General features: G+C 69.2%; 14 protein-coding genes. 7 read left to right on the top strand and 7 right to left on the bottom strand.

The window, feature by feature from the left end:
• Positions 1–740: 740 nt before the first annotated feature.
• The 6 genes from F9C12_RS27025 to F9C12_RS27000 are packed head-to-tail and all read right to left on the bottom strand — an operon-like array spanning position 741 to position 6,758.
• Positions 741–1,391, bottom strand: coding sequence for a class II aldolase/adducin family protein (locus F9C12_RS27025; protein WP_409462228.1), 651 nt, complete (start codon positions 1,389–1,391; stop codon positions 741–743).
• Positions 1,392–2,840, bottom strand: a complete 1,449-nt coding sequence (locus F9C12_RS27020; protein ID WP_409462227.1) for an FGGY family carbohydrate kinase — start codon at positions 2,838–2,840, stop codon at positions 1,392–1,394.
• Complete coding sequence (locus F9C12_RS27015; protein ID WP_409462226.1) at positions 2,837–3,877, bottom strand: 2-hydroxyacid dehydrogenase; 1,041 nt, start codon at positions 3,875–3,877, stop codon at positions 2,837–2,839. Before F9C12_RS27015 ends, F9C12_RS27020 begins: the two co-directional genes overlap by 4 nt.
• A gap of 53 nt (positions 3,878–3,930) precedes the next feature.
• On the bottom strand, positions 3,931–4,386 hold the full coding sequence (locus tag F9C12_RS27010) for a ribose-5-phosphate isomerase (protein WP_409184593.1): 456 nt from the start codon (positions 4,384–4,386) through the stop codon (positions 3,931–3,933).
• Positions 4,386–6,071 carry a dihydroxyacetone kinase family protein gene (locus tag F9C12_RS27005; protein ID WP_409462225.1) on the bottom strand — a complete coding sequence of 562 codons (1,686 nt, stop codon included), beginning with the start codon at positions 6,069–6,071 and terminating at the stop codon, positions 4,386–4,388. The genes F9C12_RS27010 and F9C12_RS27005 overlap by 1 nt, the downstream gene beginning before the upstream one ends.
• A gap of 3 nt (positions 6,072–6,074) precedes the next feature.
• On the bottom strand, positions 6,075–6,758 hold the full coding sequence (locus F9C12_RS27000) for an HAD family hydrolase (RefSeq protein WP_409184591.1): 684 nt from the start codon (positions 6,756–6,758) through the stop codon (positions 6,075–6,077).
• A gap of 102 nt (positions 6,759–6,860) precedes the next feature.
• Between F9C12_RS27000 and F9C12_RS26995 the strand changes: the two genes are divergently transcribed.
• The 4 genes from F9C12_RS26995 to F9C12_RS26980 all read left to right on the top strand — a co-directional run bounded on the left by F9C12_RS26995 (position 6,861) and on the right by F9C12_RS26980 (position 11,118).
• Positions 6,861–7,472 (top strand): histidine phosphatase family protein, encoded by a 612-nt coding sequence (locus tag F9C12_RS26995; RefSeq protein WP_409462224.1) that lies wholly within the window; start codon positions 6,861–6,863, stop codon positions 7,470–7,472.
• Positions 7,473–7,479: 7 nt separating this feature from the next.
• Positions 7,480–8,274, top strand: coding sequence for a DeoR/GlpR family DNA-binding transcription regulator (locus F9C12_RS26990; RefSeq protein WP_409184589.1), 795 nt, complete (start codon positions 7,480–7,482; stop codon positions 8,272–8,274).
• Between the two features lie 76 nt (positions 8,275–8,350).
• A complete protein-coding gene (locus F9C12_RS26985) occupies positions 8,351–9,682 on the top strand; it encodes an MFS transporter (protein WP_409184588.1) in 1,332 nt (443 codons plus the stop codon).
• Positions 9,679–11,118, top strand: a complete 1,440-nt coding sequence (locus F9C12_RS26980) for an FGGY-family carbohydrate kinase (RefSeq protein ID WP_409462223.1) — start codon at positions 9,679–9,681, stop codon at positions 11,116–11,118. Before F9C12_RS26985 ends, F9C12_RS26980 begins: the two co-directional genes overlap by 4 nt.
• A gap of 463 nt (positions 11,119–11,581) precedes the next feature.
• Here F9C12_RS26980 and F9C12_RS26975 read toward each other — a convergent pair whose 3' ends face one another.
• Positions 11,582–13,483, bottom strand: a complete 1,902-nt coding sequence (locus tag F9C12_RS26975) for a hypothetical protein (protein ID WP_409462222.1) — start codon at positions 13,481–13,483, stop codon at positions 11,582–11,584.
• Between the two features lie 128 nt (positions 13,484–13,611).
• On the opposite strand from F9C12_RS26975, the gene F9C12_RS26970 reads away from it, so the two are divergent.
• The 3 genes from F9C12_RS26970 to F9C12_RS26960 all read left to right on the top strand — a co-directional run bounded on the left by F9C12_RS26970 (position 13,612) and on the right by F9C12_RS26960 (position 17,369).
• Entirely contained in the window at positions 13,612–14,841 is a 1,230-nt protein-coding gene (locus tag F9C12_RS26970) for a DUF445 family protein (RefSeq protein WP_409462221.1), read from the top strand.
• Positions 14,842–14,922: 81 nt separating this feature from the next.
• Positions 14,923–16,098 carry a DUF445 family protein gene (locus tag F9C12_RS26965; RefSeq protein ID WP_409467080.1) on the top strand — a complete coding sequence of 392 codons (1,176 nt, stop codon included), beginning with the start codon at positions 14,923–14,925 and terminating at the stop codon, positions 16,096–16,098.
• 47 nt (positions 16,099–16,145) lie between these two features.
• Positions 16,146–17,369 carry a DUF445 domain-containing protein gene (locus F9C12_RS26960; protein WP_409462220.1) on the top strand — a complete coding sequence of 408 codons (1,224 nt, stop codon included), beginning with the start codon at positions 16,146–16,148 and terminating at the stop codon, positions 17,367–17,369.

Below are 17,369 nucleotides of genomic sequence, written 5' to 3'. Positions count from 1 at the left end.
CACGTACTCGCCGTCGAGGAAACTCAGACGGGAATCGCGGCCATCGTCGCTGGACTGGCGGCGATCGCGATGCTGCTGCCTCCGGTCACCAAACTTCTTGCGGGCGCACAACCTGCCGGGCCGGGCTACAGCCCAGCGTCCTGGACGGCCCCGGGCCCGCAGCCCACGCCGCTCGGTTACGCCGGGCAGGCTCCGCAAGCGTGGCAGGTTCCGCAAGCGTGGCAGGTTCCGCAAGCCGGGCAGGTTCCGCAAGCCGGGCAGGTTCCGCAGGCCGGGCAGTCTCCGCAAGGCGGGTATGCGCCTCAGCCGGGCGCGGGGTATCCGGGACAGCCCGGAGTTCCCGCTCAGTCCGGAGTTCCCCAGCAGCCCGGAGTTCCCGAGCAGCCAGGGATTCCGCCCCAACCGTGGGCACCAGCCCAACCTTGGCACCCAGCGCAGCCTTGGCAGCCGGTGCAGGCTGGCCAGCCAGTGCAGGCTGGGCAGCCGGTGCAACCTGGGCTGGGGAATCCCTTGCCGCAGAACAGTTACCCGCCGCAAGCAGCCCCACCGCAGCCCGCATACCCGCCACAGCCTGAGTATCCGCAGCAACCTGGATACTCGCCACAGCCCGGGCACCCGCAGCAGCCCGGACACCCGCCACAGCCCGGATACTCGCCACAGCCCGGGCACCCGCAGCAGCCCGGGTATCCGCCAGGGCAGCCTGACCAGCCAGGCGGGCCGCCGCCCTCGTCTTGATCAGATCAGCGTTGGCCGTATCCCTTCAGTTTCTCCACCACGTGCTCGATTTCCGCGGGCGGCAGCAGCGTCGGACTGCCGGCGGACCGAGCCGCCAGCCACACCTGGCAGACCCACTCCAGTTGCTGAGCCCGGCTGTACGCGCTCGACAGCGAGTCGCCATAGGTGATCGTGCCGTGGTTGGCCAGGAGGCAGCCGCGGCGGGCGTCCAGGGCTTGCAGCATGGCGTCGGCTAGCTCGGTGGTGCCGTAGGTCGCGTACGGGGCCACTCGGGCCGTGGGCCCGATCGCCGCGAGCATGTAGTGGATCGGCGGGACTTCGGTGACCAAAGTGGACACTGCGGTGGCATGCACCGAATGCGTGTGCACGACCGCGTTCACCGGGGCGGATTCCGGGTCGGTGGCGCGGGTGTACACGGCCAGGTGCATCGGGAGTTCGCTCGTCGGCTTCAGGGCACCGTCCGCGACCTTGCCCTCGAGGTCCACCACCGGGATGTCGGCCGGGGTGAGGGCGGCGTAGTCGACACCGGTCGGGGTTACCGCGACCAGGTCGCCGGACCGCGCGGACACGTTGCCGGACGTGCCGACGACCAAGCCGTCCGCGGTCAGCCGGCGGGCGTACTCGCACACTGCGGCACGCTCGTTCTCCAGGATCATTCACAGCCTCCACAGCCCGCGCGCGGCAGACAGGGAAGTCTGATAGTCGGCGTAACCGCGCTCGTAGTCAGTCACATTTTCAGGCCGGGCCTCGACTGTTCGCGAGTTCGCGGCCCAGCGATCCCGATCGTACGGCGTTCCCAGCGCGTCCGCGGCGGTCAGCACGGCACCGCGGGCGCCGACGCCGGGATCGCTCGGGATCACGACCGGACGGCCGAGTACGTCGGCGAAAATCTGCAGCCATTCGGGCGAGCGGACTCCGCCGCCGCAGGCGTAGAGCTGTCCCGACAGCCCGGCTGCTTCGAAGCAATGCCGTGCGGCGTAAGCGATTGACTCGCAAAGCGCCCGGACCAGGTCAGCTCGGCCGGTTTCCAGGCTCAGCCCAGAGAATTGTGCCCGCGCTCCGGCATCGACGAAGGGCGCGCGTTCCCCGGACACCGAAAGGAACGGCAGTGCGCGCACCCCGCGAGCGCCTGGTTTGCTGCTCGCTAGCAGCGGGTCGATTTGCTCGACGCTGATGCCCAGCAACTCGCAGACCCAATCGATCCCGGCCGTACCGACCATCGCGGGCATTGCATGCAAGTACTCGTGCTCGTCGGGCGTGCACAGGAACATGCCCGCCGGTTCCGCTTCGGGATCGAAAGTGGGGTCGGAAGTGAGCACCTGGCAGGCGAGCGTGGTCCCGGCGGTGAGGATGCCGTCGCCCGGTTTCCGAACGCCAGCACCGATTGCGCTGGCTGGCAGGTCGAACGGCCCCGCGGTGACCGGCAATCCCACCGGCAGCCCGAGCAATTCGGCCCCGCGCCGGTCGAGCCGGAACACCGATTTCGCCGGAGCCGGCTTCGCGAACAAGGAACGGCGATGCCCCAGTCCGCAGGCCTCGATCGCCCCGTCGTCGTAGTCGCGGGTGGCCGGGTTCAGGAACGGCAACGACGCGTCCGAGACGTCGACGGTGATCTCGCCGGTGAGCCGCTGCAACACCGCGTCCACGCAGTATCCGGCCACCGCGGCGCGGTCGAGTACCTCGGGCTCATGAGTGTCCAAATAGGACATGATGGCCGCGGTGCAGCCGGGGAACATGCCGGAACCAGTACGCCGGAAGACTTCCGCGGTAACGCCGTCGGCCTGCCATTTCGCGAGCACCGTGTTCGCCCGGCCGTCGAGCCAGGAAATGGCCGGGTGCACCGCGTTGCCTGCTTCGTCGCGGAGCCAGAGCCCGTCGCCCTGCCCGGTCAAGGCCAACGCGGACACCGGCTCGGGCAGCGCGGCCGCGACCTCGCGCACCACTGTCGCGACCGTGCCGACGACCTGGTCGAGGTCCTGCTCGACCCGGCCGCCCGGAAGGTGGTGCACCTCGGACGGCGTGCACGCGCTCGCGATGGAGCTGCCGTCCTCGTCGAACACCACGGCCTTGGTGAGCGACGTCCCGATGTCGACCCCGACAATCACGGCCGTCGCTCCAGCACCTCGGGATTCGCGAGGTTGGCCAGCTGCTCGCCGCGCGCGTACCGGCCGACTTCCGCGGCGACGATCGTGGCCGCCCGCTCCGCCGTCTGCTTGCTCGCGCCAGCGAGATGCGGGGTCGCGATCACGTTGGGCGCGTCGCGCAGCGCCCAGTCCGCCGGCGGCGGCTCGACGTCGTACACGTCGAGGGCAAGCGCACCGAGCCGACCGGAACGCAGGGCTTCGGGCAGCGGCGCGTAGTCGAGCAACCCGCCGCGAGCGGTGTTCACGAGGACCGCGCCCTCCGGCAGGAGGGCGAGTTTGCTCGCGTCGATGAGGTGCCGGGTTTCTTCGGTGAGTCGCGCGTGCAGGCTCACGACCCGGCTCTGCCGGAGCAGCTCGTCAAGCTCGACGAGCCGCGCGCCGTCGGCCTCCACCGCGGCACGGTCGGCATACGGGTCGGCTACCAGCACGTTCGCTCCGAACGCGACGAGCACCTTGGTGACCCGGGACCCGATCGCGCCGTACCCGACGAGCCCGACCGTGGTGCCGCCCAGCTCCAGTCCGGCCTGGTCGTAGGCGTAGTAGTCGCCGCGCCAGGTGCCGGCGAGCAGTTCGGCCGAGGACGTCGAGATCCGCCGCATCGCGGCGAGGATCATGCCGACCGCGAACTCGGCCGCCGCGCCCGCGTTGCGGCCCGGAGCGTAGGTGACGGCGACTCCGGCCTCGGTGGCGGCGGCGAGGTCGACGTTCACCGGCCCGCCGCGGCACACCGACACGAGCTTGAGCTCCGGCGCGGCGGCGAAGACCTTCTTAGTGAACGGAGCCATCTGCGTGACGACGGCCTCGGCACCGGCGAGTGCCTCGATCACCTGGTCCTCGGTACCGCTGGCCTCCAGCACGTTGCCGACCGGCCCGAACGGCTCGACCGGCCACGGCAGCGTCAGCTCGGCGACCTCGTGGTCGCCGCCGAGTTCCGCGCGGACGGCTCCGGCCAGCAGGCCGGGGCTGACGAAGTGGTCTCCCGCAGCGAGAATGTGCAACTCTGCTCCCTCACTCGCTCTGTGCCGATTGTGCGCCACGACGGACGCCTTGGTCAGTGGGCGTTCTCGTATTCGGTGATGTGCGCGACCTTGGTCGCGCTGGCCGAGGCGGGATCGAAGCGGTACCCGACCCATTCGCCCACGATCTTCTTCGCCACCTCAGGGCCGATCGCCCGCGCTCCGAAGGTGATCACCTGGCAGTCGTTCGATTTGATCGACCGCTCGGCGGAGTACGAATCGTGCGCGACCGTCGCCCGCACGCCGGGCACCTTGTTCGCCGAGATCGCCATGCCGATGCCGGTGCCGCAGACCAGGACGCCGCGGTCCGCTTCGCCGCGGGCGATCGCTTCCGCCGCGGCCAGCCCCAGCAGCGGGTACGCCCGGTCGTCCGACTCGTCCGGGACGCCGAGGTCGGTCACCTCGGTGACTCGTTCGTCGGCCCGCAACAGGTCGCGCAGCTGATTCTTCAGTTCGACCCCGGCGTTGTCCGCCGCCACCACGATGCGCATCAGTCCGCGCTCCTTTCCAGCTCCTCGCCGACAGCCGTGACCAGCAGCGAGAACGACACCGCGCCCGGGTCCGAATGACCCTCGCTCCGTTGCGCGAGCCGCGCGGCGCGTCCCTTCGCCGGACGCAACTGCGCGGTCTCCCGCGCGGCCACGGCCGCGGCTCCAGCGGCTTTCCGCCATGCCTGCACTACTTCCGAGCGCGTCTGCTCCCGCAGCGTGGCCCGGAACGGCTCGATCGCGTCGAGCATTGTCTTGTCGCCCAGTTCGGCCTTGCCCAGCTCGCAGAACGCGCGAACCGCACCGTCAACCGCGTCGGCGAGCATTGCCGTCGTGATGTCCTCGGCGGCGGCACCGCTCAGCCCGGCACCGGTCTCCGCCAGCAGCACGCCGTACAGCGCACCGGAGGCTCCGCCAGCCGCATCGGCGAACGCCGTACCGGCTGCCAGCAGCGCACCGGAGACCGTGTCCGGTTCGCGCCGCGCGGCGGCGACCGCGGCACGCATCCCACGGGTCATGCCGAGCCCGTGGTCTCCGTCCGCGGCTACCGCGTCGAGCCTGCCCAGTTCGGCTTCGTTTTCCTCGATGCTGCGCAAGGCCGCGGTGAGAACCCGGTCGACCACGCTCGTCCCCGGCTCTTCCGTGGCCAGCAATTCGTCCACTGTGGACTCAAGCTCGACCGTGGTCAGCTCGGCGCCGCTGGTGCGGTAGCCCGGGGTGTCGCACGGCGCGGCGTACAGCTCGGCCAATTCGTCGTCCAGCACCAGGATCGACAGCGAGACCCCGGCCATGTCGAGCGACGTGACGAACTCCCCGACCTCGGAATGCACCGGGCTGAGCCCTGCTCGCGCCAGCCGTTCGTGCACCCGGGTGTAGGTGACGAACATTTCCTCGTATTTGGTGCGGCCGAGCCCGTTCACCAGCACGACCACGCGGCCGTCGCCTTCCGGCAGCTCCGGCAGGAGACCGTCGACCAGTTCGTCGGCCAGCTCCTCCGCGGACAACCGGCCCACCGTGCGCACGCCTGGTTCACCATGAATTCCGAGGCCCAGCTCCATTTCCTGGTCCGCGACCGTGAACAGGGGCGCGTCCGCGCCGGGCAGCGTGCAGCCGCCGAACGCGACACCGAACGTCCGCGTGCGAGCGTTCGCCTTCGCCGCGACCTCGTAGACCGCGTCGAGGTCGTAACCGCGTTCCGCCGCCGCGCCCGCGATCTTGAAGACCAGGAAATCGCCCGCGACCCCGCGCCGGCGCTCCGGTTCAGTCGCCGGACCGCTCGCGATGTCGTCGGTGACCAGGATGGTGCGGCTCGGGATGCCCTCCGCGGCCAGCCTGCGCGCGGCGAGTCCGAAGTGGAGCACGTCGCCTTGGTAATTGCCGAAGCCGAAGAGGACGCCGGCACCGTTGTCGGCCGCCCGCGCCGTGCGGTAGACCTGCTCGGCACTCGGGCTCGTGAACACATCGCCGACGACCGCTCCGTCCGCGAGGCCAGGGCCGACAAGACCCGCGAACGCCGGGTAGTGCCCGCATCCGCCGCCGATCACGACCGCGACCTTCGGGCTCGCCGGAGCCTCGCGGCGCACGACGCCGTAAGCGTCCGGCACCTTCCGCACCGTACGGCCGTACGCGGTGACGAACCCGTCCAGCCACTGCCGTTTGAACGTGTCCGGGGAACCCAAGGTGGTCATGGTTCAGTCCTTCGCAGCCACCGGCTCGCCGGCCAGATAGGCCAGGAGCTTCAGTCGGACGTCGTCGTTGCTCTCGGCCACCGCGCTGGCCAGCTCCAGCGCGTCCGGCTTCGGCGGGTACGTCGGGTTGGGCAGCGCGATCACGGTGAGCCCGGCCGCGGCCGCCGCCCGGATGCCGTTGCTGGAGTCCTCGACCCCGAGGCATTCGCTCCCCGATTTGCCGAGCCGGGCCGCCGCCTCCAGGTACACGTCCGGGTTCGGTTTGCCCCGCGCGACCTCGGCGCTGGACACCGTCGCGGTGAACTCGCCGGTGAGCTGGTGCTTTTCGAGCACCGCGTCGATCACCCGGCGGGCCGCCGACGACGCGAGCGCGACCGGGACCCGCTCGCTGACCTCGCGCACCATCTCCCCCGCGCCGGGAAGCAACGGAGCCTCGCCCGCGTCGATCGAGGCGATCATGCCGTCGACCACCGCGCGTTCCACCTCGTCCGCCTGGTCCGGCACCCCGCACCGCCGCGCGAGATAGCCAGCCCATTCGGGCGCGCTCATGCCTTGTACCGAGGCCGTGTCCTCCGCCGTCCACTCGACCTGGTGGCGAGCGGCGAAAGCGACCCAGTTCTCCTCCCAGAGGTGTTCACTTTCCACCAGGACACCGTCCAGGTCGAACACCACCGCGTCGAGCGTCATCCACCAGATCCCTTCAGAGAGCGAGCCCGTTTCACACGAGCAATGTTAAGTTAACAGCGACGATGAGAAGTTAGCAAGAGTGTTCACACCAGGAGGGCACTAGTGGGCGCACGGCTGCTGCTGGCCAGGCACGGACAAACCGAATGGCACGCGGAGAACCGCTACGCGGGCACCAGCGAGGTGGCGCTGACCGAGGAGGGGATCCGCCAGGCGGAGGCGCTGGCAGCGTACGCCCGCCGGGTGAAACCGGACGCGCTGTTCTGCTCGCCGCAACGACGTGCCCGGCGCACGATCGAACCGGCGGCGCGGGCGCTCGATCTGGTCCCGGAAATCGTTCCTGACCTGCGGGAAACCTATTTCGGGATCGCCGAGGGCCGCACCCGCGACGAGGTCCGCGAGACCAATCCCGACGCGGTCGAACGCTTCCTCGCCGATCCGATCGCCGGCGCGTTCCCCGGTGCCGATGATCCAGCCGAAGCGGCCCGGCGCGGAGCCAGCGCGATCCGCGCGATCGCCGCCGCGACCAGCGGAACCGCCCTGGTCGTCGCGCACAACACGCTGCTGCGGCTCACGCTCTGCCAGCTGCTCGGCATCCCGCTGTCCCGCTACCGCACCGCGTTTCCCCGCCTGGACAACGCGGCCGTCACCGAACTGGAGGTGAGCGGTGACCGAACTGCCCTGGTGCGCTTCAACCTCCCAGTGGAACCGCGATAATCACGGCATGTCGAGCGAAAAGCCTGCCGCCCACCCCCGCGAGAACCGTCAGCAGAAGCTGACCGACCACGTGTTCCGGCAGGGTTCGGCGACCATCGGCGAGCTTGTCGACCTGCTCGGCGTCAGCATGATGACGGTGCACCGGGACATCGACGAGCTGTCCCGGCGCGGCCTGGTCCGGAAGTACCGCGGCGGGGTCTCCGCGATGCCGTCGACGGTGTTCGAGAGCAACGCCGAATACCGGATGAACGCGCACGTCGACGCCAAACGGGTGATCGCGATGCACGCGGTGGAGCAGGTCGAGCCCGGCATGTCGGTGCTGCTCGACGACTCCACGAGCGCTCTCGCGCTGGCCAGGCTTCTGGTCGACGTGACGCCGCTGACCGTGGCCACGAACTACCTCGCCGCGATCGACGTGCTCAAGAACGTGCACGAACTGCGGCTGATCTGCATCGGCGGCGACTACTCGCCCACTCACGATTCGTTCCTCGGGATGCAGAGCATCGAGTCGATCGAGCGGCTCTCGGTGGACATCGCGTTCGTGTCGACCTCGGCGATGAGCACGTCGATGAGCTTCCACCAGGAGCCCGAGATCGTGATGATCAAACGGGCGATGCTGGCCAGCGCGCGGCACAAGGTGCTGCTGATGGACCACAGCAAGATGAAGCGCACGGCGCTGCACCGGCTCGCGCCGCTGGACGACTACGACCTGCTGATCGTGGACGAGGGCGCCGATCCGCACTACGTCGACGAGATGCGCAGCCGGGTCGAAGTGCAGGTCGCCGAAGACCCCGATAACTGATCAACTTAATAACACACTTGCGTGCGAAGTTCACACGGTTCATGATACGTTCGATCTCGACGTCATGGAGGCGTGTATGAACGAGTCGGCAACAGCGGAGTTGCCCAAGTCGGGCTTCGGGCGCTTGCTCACGAAATGGGGGCTGCCCGCGCCCCTGTTCCTCGGGTATGTCGGACTGCTCCTGTTCATGATCGGCGACGGAGTGGAGTCCGGCTTCATCGCGCCGTACATGGCGGGCAACGGCGCGGGCACGGAAATCAAGGCGTCGTACGTGATCACCGTGTACGGCGTCGCCGTGATGCTGGCGTCGTGGCTGTCGGGCGCGCTGTCCGAACTGTGGGGGCCACGCCGGGTGATGGTCGTCGGCCTGGTCATCTGGCTGGTGTTCGACGCGCTGTTCCTGACGCTCGGCCTCGCCGGCGGGAACTACGCGGCGATGCTGATCTGCTACGGCATCCGCGGATTCGGCTATCCGATGTTCGCGTTCGGGTTCCTGGTGTGGATCACCGCGGTGGCCCCGGTCGCCCGGCTCGGCGCGGCGGTCGGCTGGTTCTACTTCGCCTTCACCGGCGGTCTGCCCACGCTCGGCGCACTGGTCGCGAGCTTCACCAACCCGCTGTTCGGCCACTACGGCACGTTGTGGGTGGCGGTCGTGCTGCTCGGCGTCGGCGGGCTGGTGGCGGTGCTCGGCGTCCGGCAGCGCACGGGATACCGCAGGCTCGCGCCGCCGGACGTGAAACCGGTGCAGAGCCTGGTTTCCAGCGTCTCGATCGCGTGGAAGAAGCCGCGGGTCGGCGTCGGCATGATCGTGCGGATCATCAACACCGCGCCCGAATTCGGCATGCTCGTGTTCTTCCCGACGATCTTCATCTCCCAGATCGGGTTCGGGGAAAGCCGCTGGCTGCTGCTCGTGTCGGTGATCTACGGAACGAACATCTTCTTCAATCTGATCTTCGGCGTGCTGAGCGACCGGATCGGCTGGCGCACCACGATTTTCTGGTTCGGCGCGATCGGCTGCGCGATCTCGATCCTGCTGCTGTACTTCGTGCCGGTCGCGATGGGCTCGCAGTACTACTGGCTCGCGCTGATCGTGGGTGCGCTCTACGGCGCGACGCTCGCCGGGTTCGTGCCGATCTCCGCGCTGCTGCCGTCGCTGGCCCCGGAGCACAAGGGCGGCGCGATGGCTCTGCTGAACCTTGGCGCGGGCGCGGCGGCGTTCGTCGGACCGGCGATCGTGTCGCTGTTCCTCGGACCGGCCGGTGCCGCCGGAGTCGTCATCATCTTCGCCGCGCTGTACCTGGTGGCCGCGGTGCTGGTGCGATTCCTGAAGCTGCCGGAGGAAACCGAGAAAGCACTGGCGAACGACGGCAGTCTGCAGGATGTCGAAGAGAGGGTCAGCACGGCGTGAACGAGCAGGTCTCGGTCGGCATCGACGTCGCCACCGCGGGGGTTCGCGCCTTCGCGGTGCGCGGCGGCTCGGTCCTCGCCACCGCATCGGCGTCGCTGCCGGCGCCGGTGCGCGCGGACGGTGGCCGCAGCGAACAGGATCCGTCGGCGTGGTGGCCCGCGGTCGGTTCGGTGCTGAGCGAGGTCACTGCCGCGTTGCCCAGGCGCGGCGCGGAAGTCGCGGCGGTGGCGATCGCGGCGACGTCCGGAACGATCGTCGGCGTCAACGCTGCCGGTGAACCGGTGACGCCCGCGTTGATGTACGACGACCGGCGCGGCGCGGATTACAACGCGAAAGCCGCGGAACTCGGCGCCGGACGGTGGCGGAAACTCGGCTCGGGTGTTTCGCCGACCGCGGCGCTCGGCCGGATCGCCTGGTTGGCCGAACACACCGAGGCGATCGCTGTCCGGCACACGCCGGAGATGATCGCGGCGAAACTGACTGGACATCCGGTCGCGGCGGATTGGTCGCACGCGCTCAAAAGCGGGTACGACCCGCTGGATGAGGAATGGCCAACCGAGGTCTTCGCCGGATTGGGCGTGCCGGACGAGATGCTGCCGCCAGTAGTCGCGCCGACGAGCGTGCTCGGCGAGGTTTCGGTGCCGACAGCCGGATTGCCCGCCGGATGTCTCGTGGTGGCGGGCATGACGGACGGATGCGCGGGCCAGTTGGCCGCGGGCGCGGTCGAACCGGGACGGTTCGTGGGGATTCTCGGGACCACGTATGTCTTGAAGGGCGTCACGGAGTCGTTGGTGCCGGATCCCACTGGAGTCATGTACAGCCACCGGCATCCAGACGGCTGGTGGCTGCCCGGCGGTGCTTCGAACACCGGTGGCGAGTCCGTTTCGGACAGTCCCCGGCTAGCTGAACTGGATGCCGCCGCCGCTGCCCGCGGTACGGCCGACGTGGTGGCGTTCCCGTTGCGGCGCAAGGGAGAACGTTTCCCCTTCGCGCACGGCGAGGCGGAAGGTTTCGTTCTCGGAACCCCGGCTGACGAGGTCGAGTTGCATCGGGCTCGCCTGGAAGGAGTCGCCTTCCTGGAACGACTCGCGCTGGACCACTTGCGACGGCTGGGAGTTCCGGTCCGAGAACCACTCCTCGCGGCGGGCGGTGGCAGCAAGAGTCCTTTGTGGACTCGAATTCGGGCGACAGTGAGCGGGCTGGGACTGCAGGTGGCCCCGCAAGCAGAAACGGGATACGGCGCGGCTCTCCTCGCGGCTGCGGGGTGCACGCCGAGCGGGTTGAGTGCGGTGTGCGAGGAGATGCCGGTGGGGTCGCTCGTCGAACCGGAACCCGGTGAGGCATCGGCGATGACGGCTTCGTACCGGCGGTTCTGCCGTGCGTTGCGGGACCGCGGCTGGATTGACGACGAACTGTTCGCGGTGGCGGCGGGGTGATGCGGCTGGGGAAGTGATGAGGCGAGGCGGCCCAGAAGTCTGATGGGTTTCGAGCGGCTGTGAATTGGACGAGTCGGGACTTGCGGGGTTGGCTGGGCTAGCGGGCCAGACTTGCGCGGTGGATTGGCTGGCTTGCTTGCCTGGGGTGTGGGCGAGGCTGCTGACCTGATGCTGGCGCAACTGCGGCCAACAGGCTTGCGGGCTTGCGGGCTTGCGGGCTTGCGGGCTTGCGGGCTTGCGGGCTTGCGGGCTTGCGGGCTTGCGGGCTTGCGGGCTCACGGCTCACGGCTCACGGCTCACGGCTCACGGCTCACGGCTCACGGCTCACGGCTCACGGCTCACGGCTCACGGCTCACGGCTCACGGCTCACGGCTCACGGCTCACGGCTCACGGCTCACGGCTCACGGGGAGGATAAGCCCTGCGGGGCAATAGAGAACCCTCGCAAGGCCGGAATCTGCGTGGCTAGGAGCGGCCTGCGCGGGGGCGGCCGGGGCGGCGGCCGTTGCCGTTGGTGCGAGGGGGAGTCGGCGCGGAGGGCTTGGCGGGTTGCTGCGGGTCTGCGGGTGACTGGGCGTCCGGAGTCGCGGCTGGGCGTGGGGTCGGCTGGGGCAAGGGCGGGGTGGGTGAGTCAGTCGGCGAGGGAGCGTTGGTCGGCGAGGTGGCTGCGGTCGGCGAGGTGGCCTCGGACTGCGAGGTGGATGCGGGCTGCGGAGGTGCGTCCGTCGCGGAAGACGCCGGGGGCTGCGAGGAGGTAGTCGGCGAGGGAGCGGAAGCGTCAGCGGAGGCGGGAGTCTTCGAGCGCGCATCACTCGGCGAAGAGGCGGACGCTGCTGCGGCGGCTTCCTCCTCCTGCGTACCTAGGAACCGCAGCGCTTCCTGGACTGCCTCGTTCGTGGCGGCGATTCGGTCGGCAACCTTGGTACGCAGGTCCAGGGCCAGAGTGCGCGATTCGGTGGCTTCGGTCTGCTTCTGGAGGGCGTCGGCGAGGGCGGTTTCCGCTTGGGCCTTCTTGATGGCGATCTCTTCCGACGCTCGACGGTCGGCCTCGGCTCGGGCTTGGGCGGCTTTTGCTTCCGCGGCGGCGTCGGCTTCGGCGCGGGCTCGGGCGGATTCCTCGTCGGCGGCTTGGCGGGCCGCTTCGGCTGCGGCGTCTGCCTCGGCGCGGGCTCGGGCGGCGGCTTCGTCGGCTTCGGTGCGGAGGCGGAGGGCTTCCGCGTCCTTCTCGTCTCGGATGCGGCGGGCTTCTGCGTCGGCGGCTAGGCGGGCGTGCTGGGATTCGGCGTCTGCCCTGGCTCGGGCTTCGGCGGCTGCCTCGTCGGCCTGGGTGCGGGCGGTCAGGGCGGCTTCGTCTGCTTCGGCGCGTGCCGCGGCGGCGGCCAGGTCTGCCTCGGCACGGGCGCGGTCGGCGGCTTCGGTTCGGGACGCGATCTCGGCGTCGGCCGCCGCGGTGCGGGTGGCGATGTCCTCGTTGGCCGCGGCGGTGCGGGTGGCGATGTCCTCTTCAGCCGCGGCCAGGCGGGTGGCGATCTCCGCATCAGCCGCCGCCGTCCGGGAAGCAATATCCTCCTCGGCCGCAGCCAGCCGGGAAGCGATATCCGCATCGGCCGCCGCCGTGCGAGTCGCGATATCCGCGTCAGCAGCAGCCGTGCGAGTCGCGATGTCTTCGTTAGCAGCGGCCGTCCGAGTCGCGATGTCCTCGTCGCAGGCCGCGGTTCGCGTGGCGATGTCTTCGTTGCCCGCTTTAAGCCGTGCTTCCAAATCCGCCAAGCGAGTCGCGATCTCCTCGTCCGCGGCCGCCGTGCGGGTTGCGATGTCCGCTTCCGCGGCGGCGATCCTCGACTCCAGATCCGCCTCTCGCGCGGCCAAATCCTTCTCCGCCGCCGCGACCCGGGCGTCCAAGGCCTCCGAGCGCGCGGCCAAGTCCGCGTGGGTCTCCGCGAGCAATCGCTGGCGTTCCGCTTCCGCTTCTTTCGCCGCTTTGTCCGCTGCCCGTTGGGTTTCGTGGGCGTAGCGGTCCGCTTCGGCGCGGGTTGAGGTCGCGTCCGCTTCCGCGGCGCGGCGCAGGTCGGCGATTTCCTCTTCGGCCAGCTGCACCATCATCCGCACGCGTTCGGAGATCGCGCCGGCGCCTGCTGGGCTCGAGGTGACCCGGACTAGCGCCGCCTTTGCTTCCGACAGCTCTGCTTGGGCGGTCGTCAGGGCCTTCGTGAGTTCGCCCGCCGTGGCCACCGCCTCGTCGCGGCCGTGGGAGGTCGTCTTGAGTTCGCTGGTCAGCTGGGCGATGCGGGCGTCGACCTGGTGCGGGTCGTATCCCTTCCGGGTAACAGCAAAGGCGGGGTGCTGCGGCTTCTCGGGCGCGACCATCGGGCCACCTTAGTGAGCGGAGCACCTGCGGCACGTACCGCCAAACGGCTGTATTACGAAGCGCGAAACCCGACGTCACGCATGGCATCCTGTCCCCCGACCTACCGCGCGGCGAACGGGGCAGACGCATGGACCTTCCAGCCATCGCCGCCGACCTGGCCGCGCACTGGCACGTGTACGCGACCATGCCGTTCATCGCCGCGCTCATCGGCTACCTGACCAAACGCGTCGCCATCGAAATGATGTTCCGGCCGCTCGAGTTCCGCGGCCTCCGGCCGTTCCTCGGCTGGCAGGGCGTCATCCCGGCCAACTCGCGGCGGATGGCCACCACCGCCGTCGATCTGCTCACCAAGAATCTCCTCGATCCGCGCGAGGTGTTCGCCCGGCTCGATCCGGAGGAAATGGTCGCGCAGCTGGAAGAACCGTTGCTGAAAGCGGTCGACGAGGTCACCCGCGAGGTGTTCGAGACCTACCAGCCGCGGCTGTGGGAAATGCTGCCCGCCCGCGCTCAGCAACTGCTGGTGGACCGCGTCCGCGCGCAGGCGCCCGCGGTCGTGAAGCGGCTGATGCGGGAAGTGGCGTCGAATGTGGACGAAGTCCTCGACGTCAACGACATGCTGATCAACGCCATGGTCCGGGACAAATCGCTCACCTGCCGGCTGATCCGCGAGGTCGCCGCGCCCGAGTTCCGGTTCATCGCGCGCAGCGGGATCGGCTTCGGGTTCGTGATCGGGCTCGTCCAGCTCCTCGCGTGGGCGCTCACGAAACAACCGGTGATCATGCCGATCTTCGGTTTCGTCACGGGCTTCGTCACGGACTGGCTCGCGCTCAAAATGATCTTCTACCCGCGTCAGCCGCGCCGGTTCCTCTTCTTCACCTGGCAGGGCATGTTCCAGAAACGCCGCGCGCAGGTCGCCGCGGACTACGGCGCGTTGATCGCGGAGGAAGTCCTCACCGCGGGGAATGTGCTGGAAGCCGTGCTCACCGGACCGCGCGCGGACAAGCTGTTCGCACTCGTCACGCGGGAGGTCCAGCGGACCGTCGACGCGCAGGCCGGGCTGGCGAAACCGCTGGTCGCGCTGGCTGTCGGCGGACGCGAGTACCAGCAGATGAAACAGGCCGCCGCGGAGAAGGCCATCGCGTATCTGCCGGAGACCGTCAAGCACGTCGAGAGCTACGCGACCAACGCGCTCGACGTCCGCAACACCATCGTCGACAAGATGCAGCAGCTCACCCCACTGGAGTTCGAGGGCATTCTCCGCCCGGCGTTCAAACAGGACGAATGGAAGCTGATCGCGGTCGGCGCGGTGATCGGCGGCCTCGTCGGCGAACTGCAGGTGCTGCTCCTCCTCCACTGACGCGCGGGTTACCGTTCCGTAGGCAACACGGAGGGGACACGCGTGCACACTTTCGCCGAGCACTGGCCGGTGTACGTCTCCATGCCGTTCATCGCGGCGCTGATCGGCTACGTCACCAAACGCGTCGCCATCGAGATGATGTTCCGGCCGCTCGAATTCGTCGGCATCCGGCCCTTCCTCGGCTGGCAGGGCGTGCTGCCCGCGAACGCCGAGCGGATGGCGACCACCGCGACCGACATGCTCACCACCAACCTCGTCGATCCGCAGGAGATCTTCGCCCGGCTCGACCCGGAGCAGGTCGCGAAGGAGATCGAACAGCCGCTGCTGCGCGTGGTCGAGGACGTCACCCGCGAGGTGATGGAGACCTACCAGCCGCGGCTGTGGGAAATGCTGCCGTCCGGCGCGCAGCAACTGCTGCTGAAACGCGTGCAGGCGGAGGCGCCGCGGGCGATCACGAAGATCATGCGCGAGATTTCCCGGAACATCGAGGACGTGCTCGACCTCAAGCACATGGTCGTCACGAACCTGGTGCGCGACAAGGCTTTGCTGAACCGGCTGATCCGCGACATCTCGCGCCCGGAAATGCGGTTCATCGCCCGGTCGGGCATCTGGTTCGGGTTCATTCTCGGCTGCGTGCAGCTGCTGGTCTGGTCGCTGACGAAGTCGCCGATCGTGCTGCCGCTGTTCGGGCTCGGGATCGGCTGGCTGACCGACTGGCTCGCGCTCAAAATGATCTTCCTGCCGCGCGAGCCGAAACGGTTCTTCGGCTTCTACACCTGGCAGGGCGTGTTCCAGAAGCGCCGCGACGAGGTGGCCGCCGACTACGGCGACATGATCGCGCGCGAGATCATCACCGTGCCGAATCTGCTGGAAGCCGTGCTGCGCGGGCCGAAATCGGACCGGCTGTTCTCGCTGATCAGCCGCGAGGTGCAGAAGACGATCGACGCGCAGGCCAGCGTCGTGAAGCCGTTCGTCGCGATCGCGGTGGGCACGAAACGGTTCCAGGAAATGAAGCAGGTCGCCGCCGCGAAAGCCGCCGAGCGGGTGCCGGACACCATCCGGCACGCGGAGACTTACGCGGTCAACGCGCTCGACGTCCGCAACACGATCGTGGACCGGATGCGCCGGCTCAGCCCGCTCGAGTTCGAGCAGCTGCTGCGGCCCGCGTTCCGGCAGGACGAATGGAAGCTGATCGCGGTCGGCGCGGTGATCGGCGGGCTCGTCGGCGAGCTGCAGGCGTTGCTGCTCCTCGGTTAGGACGCGCGCGCGATACGGTTTCCTTCCGGAACGGGGAGGGAGGCCCGGTGAACGCGGTGCTGGACGAACTCGCGCGGCACTGGCCGGTGTACGTCTCGATGCCGTTCGTCGCCGCGCTGATCGGCTACGTCACCAAGCGCGTCGCCATCGAGATGATGTTCCGCCCGCTCGAATTCATCGGCATCCGGCCGTTCCTCGGCTGGCAGGGCGTGGTGCCGAAGCACGGCGGCCGGATGGCCGCGATCGCGACCGAGCTGCTCACCGCGAACCTGCTCGACATCAAAGAGGTCTTCGCCCGCGTCGACCCGGTGATCATCACCCGGGAACTCGAGCAGCCGCTGCTGCGCGCGGTCGACGGAATCGCCCGCGACGTGCTCGAACAGCATCATCCGCGGCTGTGGGAGGTCATGCCCACCCTCGCCCAGGAACTGCTGATCAAGCAGGTGCAGGCCAGCGCGCCGCAGCTGGTGCGGGACTTTCTGGACGAGGTGCGCGACAACCTGGACGAGGTCCTCGACGTCCGGCACATGACGGTCGAGAGGCTTACTCGCGACCGCGCGCTGCTGGTCCGGCTGATCCGCGAAACGTCGCGACCGGAGATGACGTTCATCGCGCGCGCCGGGATCGTCTTCGGCTTCGTGCTCGGTCTCGTCCAGGCGCTGGTCTGGGCGCTGACCCACCAGCCGCTGGTGCTGCCGATTTTCGGCGGTGCGATCGGATTGTTCACCGACTGGCTGGCGATCAAGATGATCTTCCTGCCGCGCGAGCCGGTGCGGCTGGGCCGGGTCGTCCTGCAGGGCAAGTTCCAGCGGCGGCGCGCCGAGGTGGCCCGCCAGTACGGCGAACTGGTCGCGGGCGAGGTGCTGACCGTCCCGAATCTGCTCGACGCCCTGTTGCGCGGCCCGAAGTCGGACCGGCTCGTGGCGATGGTCGAACGCGCCGTCGGACACGCGGTGGACGCGCAGGTCAGCGCCGCGAAACCGGTGGTCGCGCTCGCCGTCGGGACGAAGCGGCTGCAGGAGATGAAGCACGCCGCGGCGCAGCGGGCGCTGGCCGAACTGCCGCTGACCGCGCGCTACGCCGAGGGGTACCTGACCGAGGCGATGGACGTGGCGAAGATGGTCGAGCAGCGGATGCTCGCGCTGACGCCGCTGGAGTTCGAGGGCCTGCTGCGGCCGGCGTTCCGGCAGGACGAGTGGAAGCTGATCGCGGTCGGCGGCGTGATCGGGTTCCTCGTCGGCGAACTGCAAGTCCTCCTCATGCTCGGCTGA

Origin of the sequence: Amycolatopsis sp. GA6-003 (genome assembly GCF_046267895.1) — a bacterium.
Taxonomy (GTDB): domain Bacteria; phylum Actinomycetota; class Actinomycetes; order Mycobacteriales; family Pseudonocardiaceae; genus Amycolatopsis.
Note: the sequence above shows the minus strand (reverse complement) of the source record. Positions and strands in the feature narration are given on the sequence as shown.

Coding starts and splice junctions, on each gene's coding strand:
- F9C12_RS27025 (WP_409462228.1), bottom strand. CDS start 1,391: ATGATCCTGGAGAACGAGCGTGCCGCAGTGTGCGAGTACGCCCGCCGG.
- F9C12_RS27010 (WP_409184593.1), bottom strand. CDS start 4,386: ATGCGCATCGTGGTGGCGGCGGACAACGCCGGGGTCGAACTGAAGAAT.
- F9C12_RS27005 (WP_409462225.1), bottom strand. CDS start 6,071: ATGACCACCTTGGGTTCCCCGGACACGTTCAAACGGCAGTGGCTGGAC.
- F9C12_RS27000 (WP_409184591.1), bottom strand. CDS start 6,758: ATGACGCTCGACGCGGTGGTGTTCGACCTGGACGGTGTCCTGGTGGAA.
- F9C12_RS26990 (WP_409184589.1), top strand. CDS start 7,480: ATGTCGAGCGAAAAGCCTGCCGCCCACCCCCGCGAGAACCGTCAGCAG.
- F9C12_RS26985 (WP_409184588.1), top strand. CDS start 8,351: ATGAACGAGTCGGCAACAGCGGAGTTGCCCAAGTCGGGCTTCGGGCGC.
- F9C12_RS26975 (WP_409462222.1), bottom strand. CDS start 13,483: ATGGTCGCGCCCGAGAAGCCGCAGCACCCCGCCTTTGCTGTTACCCGG.
- F9C12_RS26970 (WP_409462221.1), top strand. CDS start 13,612: ATGGACCTTCCAGCCATCGCCGCCGACCTGGCCGCGCACTGGCACGTG.
- F9C12_RS26965 (WP_409467080.1), top strand. CDS start 14,923: ATGCCGTTCATCGCGGCGCTGATCGGCTACGTCACCAAACGCGTCGCC.